14 protein-coding genes are annotated in these 17848 nt (G+C 38.3%); 8 read left to right on the plus strand and 6 right to left on the minus strand.

Annotation, left to right across the window (positions count from 1 at the left end):
• Window positions 1–410: 410 nt before the first annotated feature.
• The 3 genes from ACT29I_RS07620 to ACT29I_RS07630 all read right to left on the minus strand — a co-directional run bounded on the left by ACT29I_RS07620 (window position 411) and on the right by ACT29I_RS07630 (window position 2270).
• Window positions 411–1160, minus strand: a complete 750-nt coding sequence (locus tag ACT29I_RS07620) for a Mut7-C RNAse domain-containing protein (protein WP_430931643.1) — start codon at window positions 1158–1160, stop codon at window positions 411–413.
• Window positions 1147–1521, minus strand: coding sequence for a DUF2784 domain-containing protein (locus tag ACT29I_RS07625; RefSeq protein ID WP_444793205.1), 375 nt, complete (start codon window positions 1519–1521; stop codon window positions 1147–1149). Before ACT29I_RS07625 ends, ACT29I_RS07620 begins: the two co-directional genes overlap by 14 nt.
• Window positions 1522–1949: 428 nt before the next feature.
• On the minus strand, window positions 1950–2270 hold the full coding sequence (locus tag ACT29I_RS07630) for a zinc-ribbon domain-containing protein (protein WP_430931645.1): 321 nt from the start codon (window positions 2268–2270) through the stop codon (window positions 1950–1952).
• Between the two features lie 138 nt (window positions 2271–2408).
• Between ACT29I_RS07630 and ACT29I_RS07635 the strand changes: the two genes are divergently transcribed.
• From ACT29I_RS07635 to ACT29I_RS07670, 8 genes are all read left to right on the plus strand, one after another.
• Complete coding sequence (locus ACT29I_RS07635) at window positions 2409–4328, plus strand: AAA domain-containing protein (RefSeq protein WP_430931646.1); 1920 nt, start codon at window positions 2409–2411, stop codon at window positions 4326–4328.
• 236 nt (window positions 4329–4564) lie between these two features.
• Window positions 4565–5215 carry a hypothetical protein gene (locus tag ACT29I_RS07640; protein ID WP_430931647.1) on the plus strand — a complete coding sequence of 217 codons (651 nt, stop codon included), beginning with the start codon at window positions 4565–4567 and terminating at the stop codon, window positions 5213–5215.
• A gap of 199 nt (window positions 5216–5414) precedes the next feature.
• Window positions 5415–6974: a sulfatase family protein gene (locus tag ACT29I_RS07645; RefSeq protein ID WP_444793120.1), complete on the plus strand. Its 1560-nt coding sequence runs from the start codon at window positions 5415–5417 to the stop codon at window positions 6972–6974.
• Between the two features lie 772 nt (window positions 6975–7746).
• Window positions 7747–7890, plus strand: a complete 144-nt coding sequence (locus tag ACT29I_RS07650) for a hypothetical protein (protein WP_444793121.1) — start codon at window positions 7747–7749, stop codon at window positions 7888–7890.
• Window positions 7891–8071: 181 nt separating this feature from the next.
• On the plus strand, window positions 8072–9703 hold the full coding sequence (gene hcp, locus ACT29I_RS07655) for a hydroxylamine reductase (protein WP_444793122.1): 1632 nt from the start codon (window positions 8072–8074) through the stop codon (window positions 9701–9703).
• A 1134-nt stretch (window positions 9704–10837) separates the two neighbouring features.
• Window positions 10838–11017, plus strand: coding sequence for an NAD-dependent epimerase/dehydratase family protein (locus ACT29I_RS07660; protein WP_444793123.1), 180 nt, complete (start codon window positions 10838–10840; stop codon window positions 11015–11017).
• Between the two features lie 115 nt (window positions 11018–11132).
• Window positions 11133–11645, plus strand: coding sequence for a DUF3124 domain-containing protein (locus ACT29I_RS07665; RefSeq protein ID WP_444793124.1), 513 nt, complete (start codon window positions 11133–11135; stop codon window positions 11643–11645).
• A gap of 107 nt (window positions 11646–11752) precedes the next feature.
• Window positions 11753–14185, plus strand: coding sequence for a TonB-dependent receptor domain-containing protein (locus ACT29I_RS07670; RefSeq protein WP_444793125.1), 2433 nt, complete (start codon window positions 11753–11755; stop codon window positions 14183–14185).
• Window positions 14186–14223: 38 nt separating this feature from the next.
• On the opposite strand, the gene ACT29I_RS07675 is transcribed toward ACT29I_RS07670, so the two are convergent.
• The 3 genes from ACT29I_RS07675 to ACT29I_RS07685 form a co-directional block, all read right to left on the minus strand.
• Window positions 14224–14895 carry a toll/interleukin-1 receptor domain-containing protein gene (locus ACT29I_RS07675; protein ID WP_444793126.1) on the minus strand — a complete coding sequence of 224 codons (672 nt, stop codon included), beginning with the start codon at window positions 14893–14895 and terminating at the stop codon, window positions 14224–14226.
• 763 nt (window positions 14896–15658) lie between these two features.
• Window positions 15659–16507: a DUF6599 family protein gene (locus tag ACT29I_RS07680; protein ID WP_444793127.1), complete on the minus strand. Its 849-nt coding sequence runs from the start codon at window positions 16505–16507 to the stop codon at window positions 15659–15661.
• 67 nt (window positions 16508–16574) lie between these two features.
• Entirely contained in the window at window positions 16575–17735 is a 1161-nt protein-coding gene (locus ACT29I_RS07685; protein WP_444793128.1) for an aldo/keto reductase, read from the minus strand.
• Window positions 17736–17848 lie beyond the last annotated feature (113 nt).

Here is a 17848-nt window from a genome sequence, read left to right on the forward strand (position 1 = left end):
TGTGGGGTTATGGTATGTTTTTTTATTGGTTTGTGGGCAAAGATATTATTACGTAATTCTATTTGGTTTTTTGTTCACAGATGCCTATAATTTTAAGGATTAAAGCCGCAATATGCATTAGAAATTCTATTACACATTGAAATTACTTTAAAACAAGACACTTCGTTGCATCACTTCAACTCACCAAAACGATGCTCCCGAAAGTAATCGGGACAAGTTATGCCTCGTTTCAGTAAAGCCTTGTTTTATTTTACTTGCAATGCTCATGACGAACCTCCAATACATAATCCGGATTAAACAGTTTTGCTATGTATGGCTTTTTTTAGTAAAAAACTTATGAATCTTTGGGTAGGAAATAAGATGCTTACGTAGTAATTGGGTTGCTGATTTATTAATTCTAACCATAGGCTTCAGGAATGCCTGACTGAAGCCAAAAATTCGGTCATTCTTTCATAATGGCTTCCTTTCCAATAGATATGGTTGCATTGCTTACAGGTATAAAAGGTGTCAAAACGGTTGAGTATCGCAGGTTTTATTCTATTCAAGACCTTTGTTTTGTTGATAGGTTCCAGTGGGTTGTTGCATTTCAGACAACGCATCATGGGTTTAAGTTGTGAACCCAAATTAAACTTTGCCAATACTTCCTTAAATTGTTTCAGCGGGTCGATGTTGCGAACGAAATACCCGTGGTTTATGCGTTTGGAATGAAGCAACTGTCTGTCGCGGGTTAGTATTATCCGTCCTGTTTCTAAAGAAATATCGATAATCTCCGAATCTTCGAAACGATCGCTATACAGGGTGTCTAATCCTGCCATTCGCAAGAATTTGGCCAGTTTGCCAAGGTGTACGTCCAGGATAAAGGTAGAGCGACGGAGAGGTTCTTTGCGAAGTTTGTTTATCGGTGAAATATCGAAACATTCAAATACCGGATAAACCGAGACGTAATCATTATGATTAAGAAAATAGTCGAGTGTTTGAGGCTGTGAATTAATAAGGATCAAGTCTATTTCTGACAACGGTACCCGCATCGACAAGATAGCTTCTTCCACTTTTAAAGGTCCGATAAACGCATATTTAAAAGAGACCTGTTTTTTATCTGCGGTGAGGAAGTCATTTAACTCGGCGTAAAACCGGAACCATATGTGTTTATCTTTTCTCATGATTTTTTTTTCTTAGGAATACCATGGAATAAACCACAAAATTTATAAACAGAACAATTAGTCCCAATACCAACTGTACTTCGCGATTAAGGTTGTCAATGTATACAATTGGATAAAGATATTGCTCAGTAAAACTTAGTTCAAAGCCAGTACCTCCACCTAGTTCTCTCAGTTTATTTTCTAAGGGAGTTAATGGGCAGATAAAATTACCCCATTCAACAATAACTCCCCACAAAGCTAAAGGAATATGAACCCAAACCAGCTTTTCCCACCTCAAAACAAGAATACCCCCAAGCACGACAAAAACAATAAAAAAGAGGTGTAGCATGAATATTATGTCGGCCAACACTTTGTAAACCATCCAAACAAAGGTATGGCCGAAGTTGCGATTAGGCAAAAAAAATGGTGCGAAATCAGACGAAACCACACCATTAATATTTTCAATCAATTAATTGCAAATGACAATCAAAGGTTTTACTCAACTATTGAATCAAGTCCCAAACTAATTCCTGGTCACCTTATAAATGATCCCATTATCGAAGATTTTTCTTATTTCTGTTCTCGGCATAATTTACATATCCTGTCTATAATATGAATCTATATCAATTATTTCAATGCCGCTTATTGTGCTAAAACCATAATTGTTTTGCAAAAACATAATGCTGTCATCCTTGACATCAACAACCATTATGGTTGAAAAAAGCGCTCTGGTTATTCCCCGTATTTATACGCATCACCAGCTATCGGATTGGTCAGGTATTGTTATTCATTTTTAGGTATAGCCTTGCTCTAATAAGTCATAATCACAGCGATTAAAACAATGATGATTAATCCAGAGAAATGCCATAAAGGAAGCTTAACTTCGCACTTCATTTCTTTGTACTGTCTTTCTATATTTTCGGACATATGTTTAGGTTCAAAAATATGGTTGCATTTACTACATTGTGATGCACCTTTTTTACCCAACGAGAATGTTGGAATCCAAAACAAGTGGAAATATCGTCCGTAATAACTATTTACAATACCACCCTTTTCATTACAATTTGGGCACGTAATATTTTTTGAGGGGAGTGTTTTGATGTGAGATGAGCGCCATCCATAAATTAACATAAAAGATAGTTTTTGTTTAAGTTTTATTTTTAAGATGTTAACGTAAATGTTATGGTAATGTTACATAGAAAATTGTTTGTTCCTCTCGTATTTAAATTTTGATGTGTTAATTTCGTACACGAAATAATCAGGATTATTATGAGAAGGGCTATTCAGGAACTTCAGAAGGTACACGAGCTTCTGTTAAAGGAGAAAGAAGAAGATTTGCTTCAATATAAACGTAAGATGTCCAACACTTCGGTGGTGGAAAGAAGGAGAGAAGGGGTTTGCTGGTATCCGTTAAATATTGAACGTGCCAGGTTTGATGCCGGGGAGCGCTTGCTGGTAAAAGTATCCAGACCCAAGGAGCACAAGGAATCACATCTTTTTCAGTCCGGAAAATTGGTTTCGCTGTTTTCCTATGCAGGAAATAACAATGAAAATAAACATGCGGTAAGCGGTGTGGTGAACCGGGCTGGCGAAATTGAAATGATAATTACCTTGAACGGAGATGAGGAGCCGGATTGGTTGCAAGATGGAAATGTCGGTGTTCAGCTGATGTTTGATGAAAATGCCTATCTGGAAATGGAAAGAGCCTTGAATTTGGTGATCACTCCACAAGATGACCGTTTGGCGTATTTGAGAAGTTTGTTGCTGGAATCGGAGGAAGCTACTTTTACTGAAAGGAAAGGGCTCATCCTTCCTCAGCTAAATATAAGTCAAAACCGCGCACTGAACCTTATTTTGTCAGCCAATGATTTGGCCATTGTTCATGGCCCCCCCGGAACAGGAAAAACTACTACATTGGTAGAGAGTATTCGCCATACCTTAAAATCGGAGAGTCAGGTGTTGGTGTGTGCCCCAAGCAATGCAGCTATCGATTTGTTATGCGAAAAATTGGGGGAGAAGGGGTTAAATGTCGTTAGAGTTGGACATCCGGCAAGGGTTACCCAGGAAATACTGAGCTTAACGCTGGATGCCAGAATTGCACATCATACTAATTACAAAGATTTGAAAGCCATAAAAAAGCAGGCCGAGGAATATTACCGAACGGCGATGAAATACAAGCGTAATTTTGGCCATGAAGAACGTCGGCAGCGAAGATTATTGTTGCAGGAATCGAGTAAGCTCAAAAAGGAAGCGGAGCAATTGGAATATTACATTGTCAACGATATTTTAAGTAACGCTCAAGTAATTGCCAGCACCATGGTAGGGGCTTCCAACTATCAAATAAGAGACAGGAAATTTAATACGGTTTTTATGGATGAAGCAGCCCAAGGATTGGAACCTGCCACATGGATTCCGATCACAAAAGCAAACCGTGTCGTTTTTGCCGGAGATCATTGTCAGTTGCCCCCTACCATAAAATCTTTTGAGGCAGCCAGGGCCGGATTGGACGAGACTTTGTTTGAGAAAGCCATCAAACGAAATAGGGCGGATGTGATGTTGCGGGAGCAATACAGAATGAACCAAAAAATCATGCGTTTTTCGAGCCAATATTTCTATGGCGACAAGCTTAAGGCAAATGATAAAGTGGAGAACTGGACGCTTTTTGATGGCGACTTAGCCATTGAATTTGTGGATACGGCAGGTTGTGGGTTTTTCGAGCAGGTCGACAAGGAAACTAAAAGTTCTTTTAACCCGGAAGAGAGTGACTTGATACTAAAACATTTCAGACAGTATTTTGGTGGCCTGGAGAGTCAGGGCATTGGAAGCGAAGCAAGTGTTGGCGTTATTTCGCCATATAAAGCACAAGTAAAATTGTTGCAGGTAAATTTTAAAGGGGTGGAGGAAGAATTCGAAAAATGTAACCTTCAGCTGTCTGTGAATACCATCGACTCCTTTCAGGGACAAGAAAGGGATGTTATTTATATCAGTTTGGTTCGAAGTAACGAAAAAGGAGAGATCGGCTTTTTAGCGGATACCCGAAGAATGAACGTGGCCATGACCAGGGCGCGTAAAAAGTTGGTTATCGTAGGTGATAGTGCCACCATTGGCCAGCATAGTTTTTATGGACGGCTTTTAGATTATGTCAATGAAATTGGAGCTTACCGAAGTGCATTTGAATGGCTGTATTAAATGGCAAGTGGTTTTTACACAATAAATCAATGGTCAATAGTGTAATAATTTAGCTAAAAGGGAGACCCAATCGATCAACTTGTAATGGGAAATGAAATTTAACATTTTTTATGGGTGTGGTCTTTCCGTTTGTGGCTGCGGTGTTTGACGATTAACCTTGGTTTTTATGCTGTTCGAAAAGAACTTTTTGAAACCTTTTTGCATTTTATTTATAAAATAAGGTAAATGAGAAAGACATGAAGCTGAAGGACGTCGCAACTATTTTTACAAGTATATTTTTCTTATCTACAGTTCCCATTAACGGGTTAGCACAATCCAATGAAAAGAATTATTGGCAAAGAGGTTCTTTAAAAGTAGATACTACTTTCAAAAAAATGTATCTCAGTAATTTTTTAGTTCCGTACACCCAATTTGCAGATTTACACCATTGCAAAATACGCATCAAAACAAAGAAGCTAAAAACCACCATGACCGCGCGTCCTGGTATTTGGTCTTTATTTCTGGGCAAGAAGAACCGTCAGTATATTATTTATGTGAATAATGATGTGAATTTTAACGGTGTGTTATTATCGGATGTGCCGCAAGAAGCGCGTATTGGATTATTTGCACATGAGTTAATGCATATCCGAGATTACGAAAGCCGAAAAGTGACAGGTGTAATCAGAAGAGGTGTGCAATATCTTTCGAAAAAAGGTAAGCGAAAAGTTGAGCATTATACCGATGGATTAACCATAGCGGCCGGATTTGGTGAACAACTTTTTCAATGGGCTGCTTATGTGCTTTATGATTCCGACGCTTCCGAAGATTACAAGGCATTCAAGTCCGAAATTTATATGTCACCGGTCACCATCTATAATAAGATGAGTATGGTGGACTGGAACAAATAATGCCATGTGTATCTTCAAATCAGCACCGGGTATTATGACGATATTGTACGCTAATAATTATTAATTGTGCCCAAAAGCACATATTACCCCCCTTATTTATGTTTTATTGTGTCGTATTTCAATAATGAATTATTTTATCTTTGGTATGCTTTTGATAAAGCATAGCAATGACAGAAAATAATTTACATATATAATACACATGAAAAACTCAAACTTGATTTATCCATTTTTGATTGCTTTAGCGGTTATGGCAGGATGTGCTCCAGCAGGTAAAAAGCAAGCAGAAAAAAGTGAAGCTTCCAAAAAGCCAAACATTATAGTTATTTACATGGATGACCTGGGTTATGGTGATGTTGGTGCCTATGGGGCAACAGAACTTTCAACCCCTAACATGGACATGCTGGCCAATGGGGGTGTTAAATTTATTAATGGCTATGCTACCTCTGCAACGTGTACGCCAAGTAGGTACGGTCTGTTGACAGGAACCTATCCTTGGCGTAATAAAAATGCGAAAATTCTTCCCGGTACTGCTCCTCTGTTAATAGGGACAGAACAAATGACTATTCCAAAAATGTTAAAAACGGCTGGTTACCATACCGGTATTGTGGGCAAATGGCACCTGGGCCTGGGAACGGGAATTGTTAATTGGAACGATAGAGTGAGCCCGGGACCTAACGAAGTTGGATTTGACTATGCTTACATTATGGCGGCCACCCAGGATCGGGTACCTACCGTTTATATCGATAACGGTCATGTGGCGAACCTGGATAAAAACGACCCTATAGAAATTGATTATAAAAACAATTTCAAAGGTCAACCAACAGGTAAGGATAATCCTGAGTTATGCGAAATGAAGTGGCACCATGGGCACAATAACACAATTATTAATGGTATTCCACGTATCGGATACATGAAGGGTGGAGAAGCTGCCCGCTGGAAAGATGTTGATATGGCAGATCACTTTTTAGAAAAAGCGCAGGCCTATGTAAAAGCACACAAAAACGAAGCCTTCTTCTTGTATTACGCCATGCAACAGCCTCACGTTCCCCGTACTCCGCATCCTCGCTTTGTTGGATCTACCAATTTAGGGCCCCGTGGAGATGTTATTGCTGAAGCCGACTGGTGTATAGGCGAATTTATCAAGGCATTGGAAGAAGAAGGATTGATGGAGAATACTTTAATCGTGTTTTCAAGTGATAATGGCCCTGTTTTAAATGACGGTTATTATGACGATGCATTAGAGAAACTAGGTGATCATGCACCTACAGGAGTGTTGAAAGGAGGGAAGTATAGCTTATACGAAGCTGGCACCCGCGTTCCTTTCTTTACTTATTGGAAAGGAACTATCCAGCCAAAAGTTTCGGATGCCCTGGTATGTCAAATGGACTTAATGGCTTCGTTGGCTAAACTGGTAGGGGTGGAAGAACCGGATGCCGATAGCGAGAACATGCTGGATGTATTTTTAGGAAAGACAGATAAGGGAAGGGATGATTTGGTAATTGAAGCTACATCAAGAACTGCATATCGTAATGGCGATTGGGCCATGATTCCTCCTTACAAAGGAAAACCGGTGAATACACAGGTGAATATTGAAGTGGGTAATTCAAATGAATATCAACTTTTTAATTTAAAAGAGGATATCGGACAAGAGAAAAACCTGGCCAAGACCCATCCCGAAAAACTGGAAGAGATGAAGATTGCTTTTGAGGCTATCCGAGGGGATGCCAGTGAAGGTGTTCAAAAGCTGGAGCTGCACTAAAGTTTTGAGCATGTAATACCTTTTTAGAAACGAATCGGTATATAAAACGTTATAAAACAAAAAGAGTGTCCAATCCGGGCACTTTTTTTGTGCATTTAAACCTTATTTTACCTTCCACATCAGCTTATAAGTGTTTGTAAACGCATATAAAACGATTAGACTCTCGATTCTAATTGGCATAACCCGAATGGTTTATGGGAATTCATTTATGAACACGAAAACCTTAGGTATTGTCAGTTGTAGTCACGACAAGCCATGCTTTGTCATGTATTAACTCGTGACAATAATTATATCAATGTCTGTTTGTTCATGTTATGCTGAATTAAACCCGGATTATGCATTAGGACTTCGTCGTGAACATTGAAAGTGCAATAAAACAAGGCATTACTGAAACGAGGCATCACTTGTCACGATTACTTTCGGGAGCATCGTTATGGTGAGTTGAAGTGAAGCAGCGGAGTGTCTTGTTTTGAAACAATTTCAATGTGTAATAGATTTTCTAATGCATATTGCGGGTTAAAAGGAACATATAAACACACCTTCCAACGATAGCTGTAAAAGATTTATCTTGTGTGTTTTGGCCTTAATGTTTTCAATCGCTTTTTTGGGCGTTTCTGAGGCCGGACAATCCTCACTTCGTAGGATGAATCGCTTGCGACATCTTGCCCTAACCGTTGTACACATGCAAAAGATAGGACATTTCGATATTTTGGTGATGTTAAGGCATGACGATGGGTCAGTATGGTATTTAATTGTACTTTGAAATAAAAAGATGTTTGACAGAACAATAGAGGACACAATAGCGGAAATGGTTAACGGAGGAAAAGCTGTTGTTGTTGCAGGTGCACGACAAGTGGGAAAAACAGCATTACTAAACGAAATTCTAAAAGACAAAGAATACCACGAATCGGTCTGACTTTATAAATCATTACTGAACAATTATAAAAAGTACAGCTGTTTGATTAGGCAAAATCCATACAAAAATGAAGTTTATTGCAATTTTGAAGATTTATCAAATTAGTAGCCAAAATAATAGGAAACGTATCAGCATATTGGTACACAATAGTTAACTTTGAGTATACTAAAAAATTAAAGGTATGTTTTGTAATCAATGTCAGGAAACAGCCAAGAACACAGGTTGCACAGTAAAAGGAGTTTGCGGTAAAACCGAAGAAACTTCCAATATTCAGGATTTGTTGATGTTTGCTTGTCAAGGACTTTCGTATTTGACAATAGAAGCTCGAAAGCAAGGAATTGATACAAATGCAGAAAGTAAACACATTACTAATTGTTTGTTTATGACTATCACCAATGCAAATTTTGATGACAAGTCGATCATTCAAGCAATTAAAGATTGTATTAGCTATCGGGATAACCTGAAATCTAAAGTTAAGGTTTCTGATAATCATCCATCTATAAGCTGGAATGCCAATTCTGATGCCGGGATCTACGATAAAGCACCAGAAGTAGGTACGTTAACTTATGACACGGATAAAGATATTCGCGGATTGAAACAATATGTATTGTTCGGAGTAAAAGGAATTTCGGCTTATGCAGAACATGCTTATAATCTTGGTTTTGAAGAACAGGAGATTTACAATTTCATGGAAGAAAGTATGGTTATGATAACCAAACCGATTTCGTTAAAAGATGCATTTAACTGGGTTGTAAAAACAGGTGAATACGGGGTGAAAGTTATGGCTTTGTTGGATAAAGCTAACACAACGGCATTCGGAAATCCTGAAATCACAAAAGTGAATATCGGAGTGGGTACAAATCCAGGTATTTTAATTAGCGGACACGATTTAAAAGATTTAGAACAACTTTTAATTCAAACCGAAGGCAAAGGAATTGATATCTACACACACTCCGAGATGTTACCGGCAAATGCGTATCCTAACTTTAAAAAATATAAACATTTGGTTGGTAATTATGGTAATGCCTGGCACCGTCAAATAGAAGAATTTGAGAGTTTTAATGGCCCGGTTTTATTTACAACTAACTGTTTAGTTCCTCCACGTAAAAAAACAACGTACAACGATAGGATTTTTACAACCGGAGCAGCAGGCATGCCCGAATGGAAAAGAATTGAGAAGAAACTGCCAAACGGGCATAAAGATTTTTCTGAAATTATTGAATTAGCCAAAACTTTTGCACCACCCACAGAAATAGAAACAGGCGAAATTACAATCGGATTTGCGCATAATCAGGTACTTGCCCTGGCCGATAAGGTTCTGGATGCTGTAAATTCCGGTGCCATCAAAAAATTAGTGGTCATGTCAGGTTGTGATGCACGCCAAAAATCCCGTGAATATTACACCGAATTTGCAAAACAACTACCAAAAGATACTGTAATTCTTACTTCGGGTTGTGCGAAATACCGCTACAACAAATTGAACTTAGGAGATATAAACGGTATTCCCAGAGTTCTGGACGCAGGACAATGCAACGATAGCTATTCATGGGCATTTGTGGCGTTGAAACTGAAAGAGGTTCTGAATTTGGATGATATAAACAAACTTCCTATTGTGTTTAATATTGCATGGTACGAGCAAAAAGCAATTATTGTGCATCTTGCTTTATTGTATTTGGGCGTGAAAAATACGCATGTGGGTCCAACATTGCCAGCTTGGTTAACTCCAAATCTGTTGGAAGCAGTTCAAAAAGAATTTAATGTTCAAACCGTTAAAACAGTAGAAGAAGACATGAAAATTTTTGGACTGGCCTAAATCGTAATTTTTTGGAGGAAGATTTATTAATTTGCACTTGTCTTGTATGGAAACTTATAAAAGTAATATAGATAGCAAAAGCCATAAAGGAAGAGGGATTAAAAATCTTGAAGAAGTTGGAGGATAGATAGAAGTTGGTGCGGTTTGAGCGCAATGTAAAGATGATATTCAAGAAATCCTTGATGAAAAAAAAGGGAGTGAATACTATGGCTAACAATTAAGGCTGCAATCAAGGTAGGTCGTAACGGCTACTGTTGATCGAAGCCTTAATTTGTGCGTTAAGAGACCAAGCCCTTGTGCAGGGGAAACATCTTCGCAAGCTAAAAGCATTGGGATACAGAATTGAGCAAGGGAAATCATGAAAAACTATTATCCCAAAATTGGCATTAGACCTCATCTACATGCCAATTCGATGATCAAAATATATACATTGCTTACACAGCAAGGTAAGATTTTCTAGACCGGGATTCCCTGGATACGGCTTATGCCTGTCGGCATGAAGGAAATATTCAAATTTCGAATGATAAATCTCGGATTATATTTAATCCAATGAATAAATCTGTACAGCTTGTCCGTAATAGGAGTGTGAGAGATCCGGATCTGCAAGGCTAGGCGGAGTAAGCTGTCATTCTATCCCTATTGTGGCTAATTTGAAATAAAAAACATACCTAAAACTGAATGACTAAAGAGATTTGAAAATGGGTATTCGGAAATTTATTGTTTCCGTGAACAATAATCTATTTGTATTTTGTTGCTTGGCCAATAATAAAGGCTTGGGTAATGGCACTTTCAGGCACCGTTCAGGAGCAAGTCATGAAGGCGAATGATTAAGGATTTAACGGTATAATTGTTTATGTAGACAAAACAGGTAAATCATTTTACAACCTAGAACTTAAATGAAAACCATATCTAATGCTTATTGCGGGTTAAAATAGCTATATTCGGTCTACCAACGAAGAAGGTTTAGTTCAACAAGGTATATAACTAATGCGCCGTATGGCTAAATATGAACGTAATTAAATTAGATAAACGATGGTGCAGATTTGGAGAGTAGTGTAATGCTTTCCACATGAGACTTATCGGTGGCAGTTGGCCTTTATTTGAAGCAATATAACTTTGCAAAAAACAGAAAAGATGGGAACAGTTGGAATTACTGGCGGTTCAGGCTTTATGGGAAGTCATAATACAAAGAAATTTTTAGAAGAGGGGGTTAAGGTTAAAGTATCAGCTACCGATATTTCCCAAACAGAAAAACATAACCATTTGAGAAAAAAAACAATGGCGATAAGTAATTGCTGTTCCGGCTGTTGCTGAAAATCCGCAAGGATTTTTATCTTGGTGTGTACTTGCAAAATTAACGGCTAACCCACGCAAGTGTTCATAGGCAAACCATTGGTGGGCGTGCACTTACAAAATTGAAAGAAATAATATGAAAAAATCGATAGAATTATTACTTATTATCTTCGTGTTTACTGCTTGCGGAACAGAGACCGATAAATATACAAACAAGCAAGCAAATTGGGAAGATAAAAAGGCTGCTGTCGAGAATTTTGATGGCTACAACCTTGGAAAAACCTACCTCCCGGTATACTCTCATATTTATCACGTTTTTGAGCATAGGACATTTGACCTTACTACGACTGTAAGTATTCGGAATATTTCGGTAACCGATTCAGTTTATATTTTAAAAGCTGATTATTTTAATACCGTTGGAGAAAATATTCGACAATATATCAAATATCCGATTTTTTTAGGCCCGCTCGAAACGGTCGAAATAATAATAGAAGAACAAGATGTTGAGGGAGGCTCGGGAGCAAATTTTATTTTTGACTGGGCAACAGTAAATGATAAAAACCCTCCATTGTTTGAGGCAGTAATGATTTCAACATACGGACAGCAGGGGCTTTCGTTCACCACCAGAGGCGTGCGGATAGTTGAATAATAGGGAGGAGTTAATACATACAATCTTACTCATAATAAATACTTATGGCTTGACAAAGGGTTTCATAATACGTAAATTGAGATATTATACTCTTTATATAGGATATTATGATGCTCAATTCATGGATTTCAAACCTTACCCTGTTAATATTGCTAATAATAAACAATTCTATTTCTGCCCAAATACAAGGTTCGGTGCGCGATTTCGACAACCGGCCACTTTCTTTTGCCAATGTTATTTTAATAAATCAGAGTGATTCCTCGGTGGTATCTGGTTTGATGGCCACGGACGAAGGTTTTTACAGTATTACCAGTTTTAAACCTGGCAAGTATATTATCGAAGTAAGTATGCTGGGTTATAAAAAAGGTTATTCGACACCTTTCGAGATACGAAGTTCTAAAGATCATCATCATAATAAGCCCATTTTATTAGGTGAAATGCCACATGAAATTGATGGGGTAAAGGTGGTGGCGGAAAAGCCCATATATGAGTTGAAAATAGATCGGATGGTGGTGAACGTAGAAAGCAGTATTAGCTCTTCGGGGATTACGGCGCTGGAGGTGTTGGAAAAATCACCCGGTGTTATCGTTGATCGCCAGAATGAGGAATTGTCGTTGGCCGGAAAGAGTGGGGTGATGGTGATGATTAATGGTAAACGGAGCAGAATGCCTATTGCAGCTGCCGTACAAATGCTCGACGCCATGAATGCCGACAATGTGGAACGCATTGAGCTCATTACCACCCCTCCCGCGAAATACGATGCCGAAGGAGATGCCGGAATTATCAATATTGTGTTAAAAAAGAGCGAAGATCTGGGAACCAACGGATCCTTTACCTTGGGGGCCGGTGTTGCGCACCGTGAGCGAATGAACGCCAGCCTGGACATTAATCACCATGTGGATAAAGTCAATTATTTTGGTTCGTACAATGCAAATTTTCAGAACAGGCGAACAGAAATCAATTCCTACAGAAAACTTATGGTGGATGGTTCGGAATTGGAGACGTACACGGATATGAACTGGGAAGCCATTAGAACCTATCATAATATCAGGATGGGGTTTGATTATACCATCAGTAGTAAAACGATTTTGAGCATGCTGGGTTCGGGGTATGTGCGCGACTGGGATGATGACGGTGTAAATGCCATCCAATATTACACAGATCAAAACCTTACCAACGAATCCGATCTGAATCAGAAAAAAGTGGGTAAGTGGATTCATGGTATGGGCAATATCAATTTACAGCATCATTTTAGTGAAGAGGTAATTCTGGATGTTAATATCGATTATTTGAATTATTATCACGACGACCCGGCGGATTATACCCTGGAAAATTTGGGTTTGAACAATGTTGTGGAGTCGACCGAAGAGTTTAGAGTCACCAAAGAAACACCTATTGATATTTTGGTGGGAGCTGTTGATTTTTCCACATCGGTGAACGAAAAACTAAGTTTGGAAGCAGGATTTAAAGAAACCATGACCTGGTTTTCGAATGACGTGAGCCTTACTTATTTTGATAATGCGATGTGGACAGTTGATGAGGAGCTGACGAACATGTTCAATATGAAGGAAGATATTAGTGCCGTATACTTATCTGCAAAATTTAACCCCAACAAAAAGACCAGTTTATCTGCCGGACTGAGATATGAATATATGAACACTACCCTGGATTCGGAAACGGAAAAAGGTATTATCGACATGCATTATGGAGAACTGTTTCCTACCTTTTATGCTTCGCATAGATTTAATGACGACAATACGATTCAATTTTCGTATAGCCGCAGGATTAGTCGCCCTACCTTTAACCAGCTGGCCCCATTTATTGCATTTGTTACACCGGATACTTATGTGTCGGGAAACGAGGATTTGTTACCCGCATTTAGCGATAACTTAAAGGTGGATTACCGTTATAAATCCTGGATTTTGTCCTACAGTTATACCGAGACCAAAGATGCGATAACACGTTTTCAACCCAAACAAAGCGAAGATGAAACCAAACAGTATTTTGTTTCCCGAAACCTGGATCAGGTTAAAACTCAGAATGTGATGCTGGGATTCCCTGTCAATGTTAATTCCTGGTGGAAGATGCGTTATAACTTTACCTGGGTTCACAATAGAACAATTACGGATTATGAAGACACCAAAATAGATTATAAGCAAGGGTCATACATGTTCAATGGAACCCAGAACTTTATCATCAGCAAAAAAATAAGTTCGGAAATTTCAGGGTTCTATACCTCAAAATCAAACTGGGGTGTATACACAGCTAAGGCACGGGGAAGGGTTGACATTGGTGTGCAGATGAAACTCAAGAATGAAAACAGTCAGTTAAGTATTAATTTAACCGATGCATTTAAGACCAATGTGTTCGGGTCTGAAACCGAAATACCGGATCTGAATATTCATGCCAGATGGCGTTTGGATTTTGAACCACGTGTGCTACGCATTAAATTTACGCACAAATTCGGCAACCAGGCTGTGAAGGCGCGTAAGCGAAAAACAGCGTCTGATGAAGAGCAGAGAAGGGTTACTGCCGAGTAAAATATTCCAGGCAACCGTTCAGTTATACAATTTTTATTTTATAAATTGTTTTTTGGGAGATGGTGTTCAATGGCACGCATCAACCTATCCATATCGTTATGGAAATCCGGATCAGGACGTATTGAGATGCCATTGCGGTATATAAAAGGCTTAAGGCTTTCAGGTAAGGTATTCCCAAGAGGCATGGTTGCTTTTCTTACTAAAATAGGAATCACAGGAATGTCACGTTTGAGCGCACTCTCAAGCTCTATCCTCACAAAATCAGAAGGGTTATTCAAGTAAGATGTACTATCATCATCACGAGCATATAGCCAATCCGGCCCTACGATGGCAAGGAAAAAGTGACATTTCGATACTGCGGAATCAAGGTGATCCCTAAAATCCGCTCCCAGGGGAATAGAATCTACGTCTTTAAATATATTCCCGTCGCCAAAATGTTGAACAAGTCTATCATAGATTCGTCCTGTAATATCGCTGCTGTCGTCTCGCCTGTAAGAAAGAAATATTTTCAATATAACTTTACTTTTTTCTTCGCTTGAAGTTTTATGAATTAGCTTTGTGGACTGCTTCGTATTTAATTCGGATTCCTTTGAAGGGAGACTGGATTTCTTCCTTATTTTAGAGAATAGTTTTTTCTTCCAAAGAAAAATGAAAAGACCTATTAGAATAACAAGAACAATAGAGAATTCTAAAATAAGAGATTGTTGCATAATAATGGCGGCGTTAATTTATGATGAATAAATAAACTCTAATTGTTTGGGGGTTTATACCGTATAAGTTACAATTTTTCAGACAAATAAAACAAGTCTAAATAGGGACTTTTAAAGGGTGTCATTAATGGTGAATACGGATGGTTTATTTTAACCCGCAATATTTAAGAAACTCTATTATACATTGAAATTACTTAAATGCTCATGACGAACCTCCAATACATGATCCAGGTTTAAGCTGATATTGATCTTCCGCCATTCTGCAAAACGGGTTACCGGCCAGCCGTCCTATCTATTTGTTTATGGTTTTTTTATACCACTCATATGATTTGAAGATAAAACTTATTGGCTTGATGGTTGTGTTATTTGTTTCCGTTTTAGACCGGGAATTCTCGTGCTATATTTTATATAGCCTACATGCCTTATGTATCCAGATGATATCATATAGCAAAAATGCCATGTTTTTGGCAAATCGATACAAGGAGACCGGTCTTAGTATCTAACCCTTAATATTCTGCCAAAAAATGGCAGCTTATTGAGATAAGCTACGTAAGCAAAATTTTTAACGCTTAATAATTTACTTCATAGCAATTACATGCTACAATTATCGTTAGTTTTAAATTTAAATAAAAAATTTTGCCAAACAACTTGGGCGAGTCCAAGCCAAAAAGGTTTTGGCTTGTCCAAGTTGGGTTTGCCGGGATTATATTTTAGAACTTCGGCATGGACATTGATAGCGCAATTTTACCTGGTTGTACAAGTATTACGGTTTGTTTGCAGCCGATGATATTAAACGGTTTAAATACTTAATGGCTGTTTCTGGGGTGTCGGCTTCCGTTGTGCCAAGAACTTTGTTATTTAACTGGGTCAGACAAACAATACCGGTAAACATATCGTCTAACTGCAAAATTTCTCCTTCCCTAATATTCTCTTCAGATTTCACAAAGTTCAAATAGCTTTGAACCATCTTCCGAGCTTCTGTTTTGTTTTTACAATTTATAATAAACAGTTTGGGCTTGCAATTGTCATCCTTGTAGCTGGCCTCTAATGCCGAATGTAAAAACTCATGTCCTAAATAGTTTTGGGCATAAAACTTTTCGGTATGCGCTATTTTATTCATCGAAGGAAACGATTTCAAGAAATCGGGTTTGAAGCCCATCAGTTTATTCTCTGCAATTATAGCTTTGCCTAATATTTGCAATGTTTTACCGTTGTTTTCTTTATTACTTGTTATCTTAAAATAGTATTGATCGACCCAGAAATGCAAAGCGGAAGGTTCCAGGTAGCCCTCGACACCCATATTAATGTAGTTCGTTTTTGAAGGTCGCTCAAACGCATAAATACCAAAAGCATTAATGGGGGCTTCTTGCATATATGCCTCAACGGTGAGATAATCCGACGACTGGGAATATTCGATCATCTCCATTTTTACAAAACCATATTTTAAGTAATAATCGGCAGCGCCATTAATATATTCCCATAGATTATCAGGCGTGTAGTTGACTGTTTTTTCCGCTTTTTGCCAACTGTTAAGTTCCGGAAACTTGAGCTGTGCCTGACTAGAAATTGAAGTAAGTAAAAAAGTAATTATAATTTGTGATATGTGTTTCATATACTCTAATTAAAATGGGACATTATGCCTTTTTCCAGGTATTCAACTTTGGAAAAGTTGTCCTAAATTAAGCTAAGAAATCCGTGGGTATTACAGCAAGTCTGCTGATGTCTTTAATTTTCATGGTCACATCAAAGTCTTTCACACAGCTTACCGTGCATTTATTGCAGTCATGGCAAGGGTTTTCGCCAATATTTAGTGCTGTGATTAAATCTTTGGCTTGCAACGGGCTTCTGTATCCGTATGAATACATATAAGCACGCATTAATTCCGGAATAGGTAGGTTTTTTTGGCAATCCGAAACGCAAATATTACAGGTGTCGTTACAAAAAAGTCCCTGCTCATTTTGTGCCGAAGCCAAGTCTTTTTTTTCTTCGGTTGAAAGATCCAGGTTGCTTAAAACCTGCATGTTGGTTTGAAGCTGTTCCAGGTTAACCATGCTGGGTATGGTAGTGCAAATATTCTCGTCTTTCAATACCCATTTTAATGCGGCGGTGTAATTAACTGATTTCGAGTTTTGTTTGTTCAGGAATCCACCCGCCATCACTTTCATACCGATAAACCCTATTCCTTTTTTAGCGCCTATTTCCATTTGTTTTTTGATGGCATGGGCATCGTCATGTTTAAAGTTATAGGCGGTTAGAATTACCTCGTATTCTCCTGCTTCAACAGCAGCCCTTATAACGTCAGGTTCGTTTCTATGGGTGGAGAAACCTATGTGCTTGGCTTTTCCTAATTCTTTGGCTCTTTTAAGTTGTGCAATGGTGGCCCTATCTTTCACTATATCGGCGTTCGACATACCATGCAAGTACAAAATATCTACATAATCCATTTGCAGACGCGTAAGGCTTTCGTCCAGCATTTCCAGAAATTTTTCATCCGTATCCTGCAGTCTTACTTTGGTAGCAATCGTAAAAGAATTTCTATCTACGTTTTTTAGCGTTTCGCCCAATAGTTTTTCGCTGTTGCCTTGCTGATAACGATAAGCAGTATCAAAATGGGTGATCCCAATTTTTAAGGCAGCTTTAATAACGGAAGGACTGCTTACGGAATTACATCCAATACTTAAAACAGGAATCTCCAAACCAGTGTTACCAAGTTTTCGGGTTATTATCTTTGGTTTGGAAGTGGATTGGGCTGATGTTGTTTGGGTATTATTAACAATGGCAATTGCGGCTGCTCCAGCGGCTGTTGTTCTAATGAAATTTCTTCGATTAAAATATTTCATGGCTGTATTTTTTAGCAAGCGTATTTTGCCTTAATTTATTGAAAATATGAGAGTAATCAAAGTGTGTCTATCATATTTATAATGATTCCAAAAACTATTTCGGTTGCATAGTT

Origin of the sequence: Saccharicrinis sp. GN24d3 (assembly GCF_052400645.1) — a bacterium.
In the GTDB taxonomy this organism is placed as follows: Bacteria; Bacteroidota; Bacteroidia; order Bacteroidales; family Marinilabiliaceae; genus Saccharicrinis.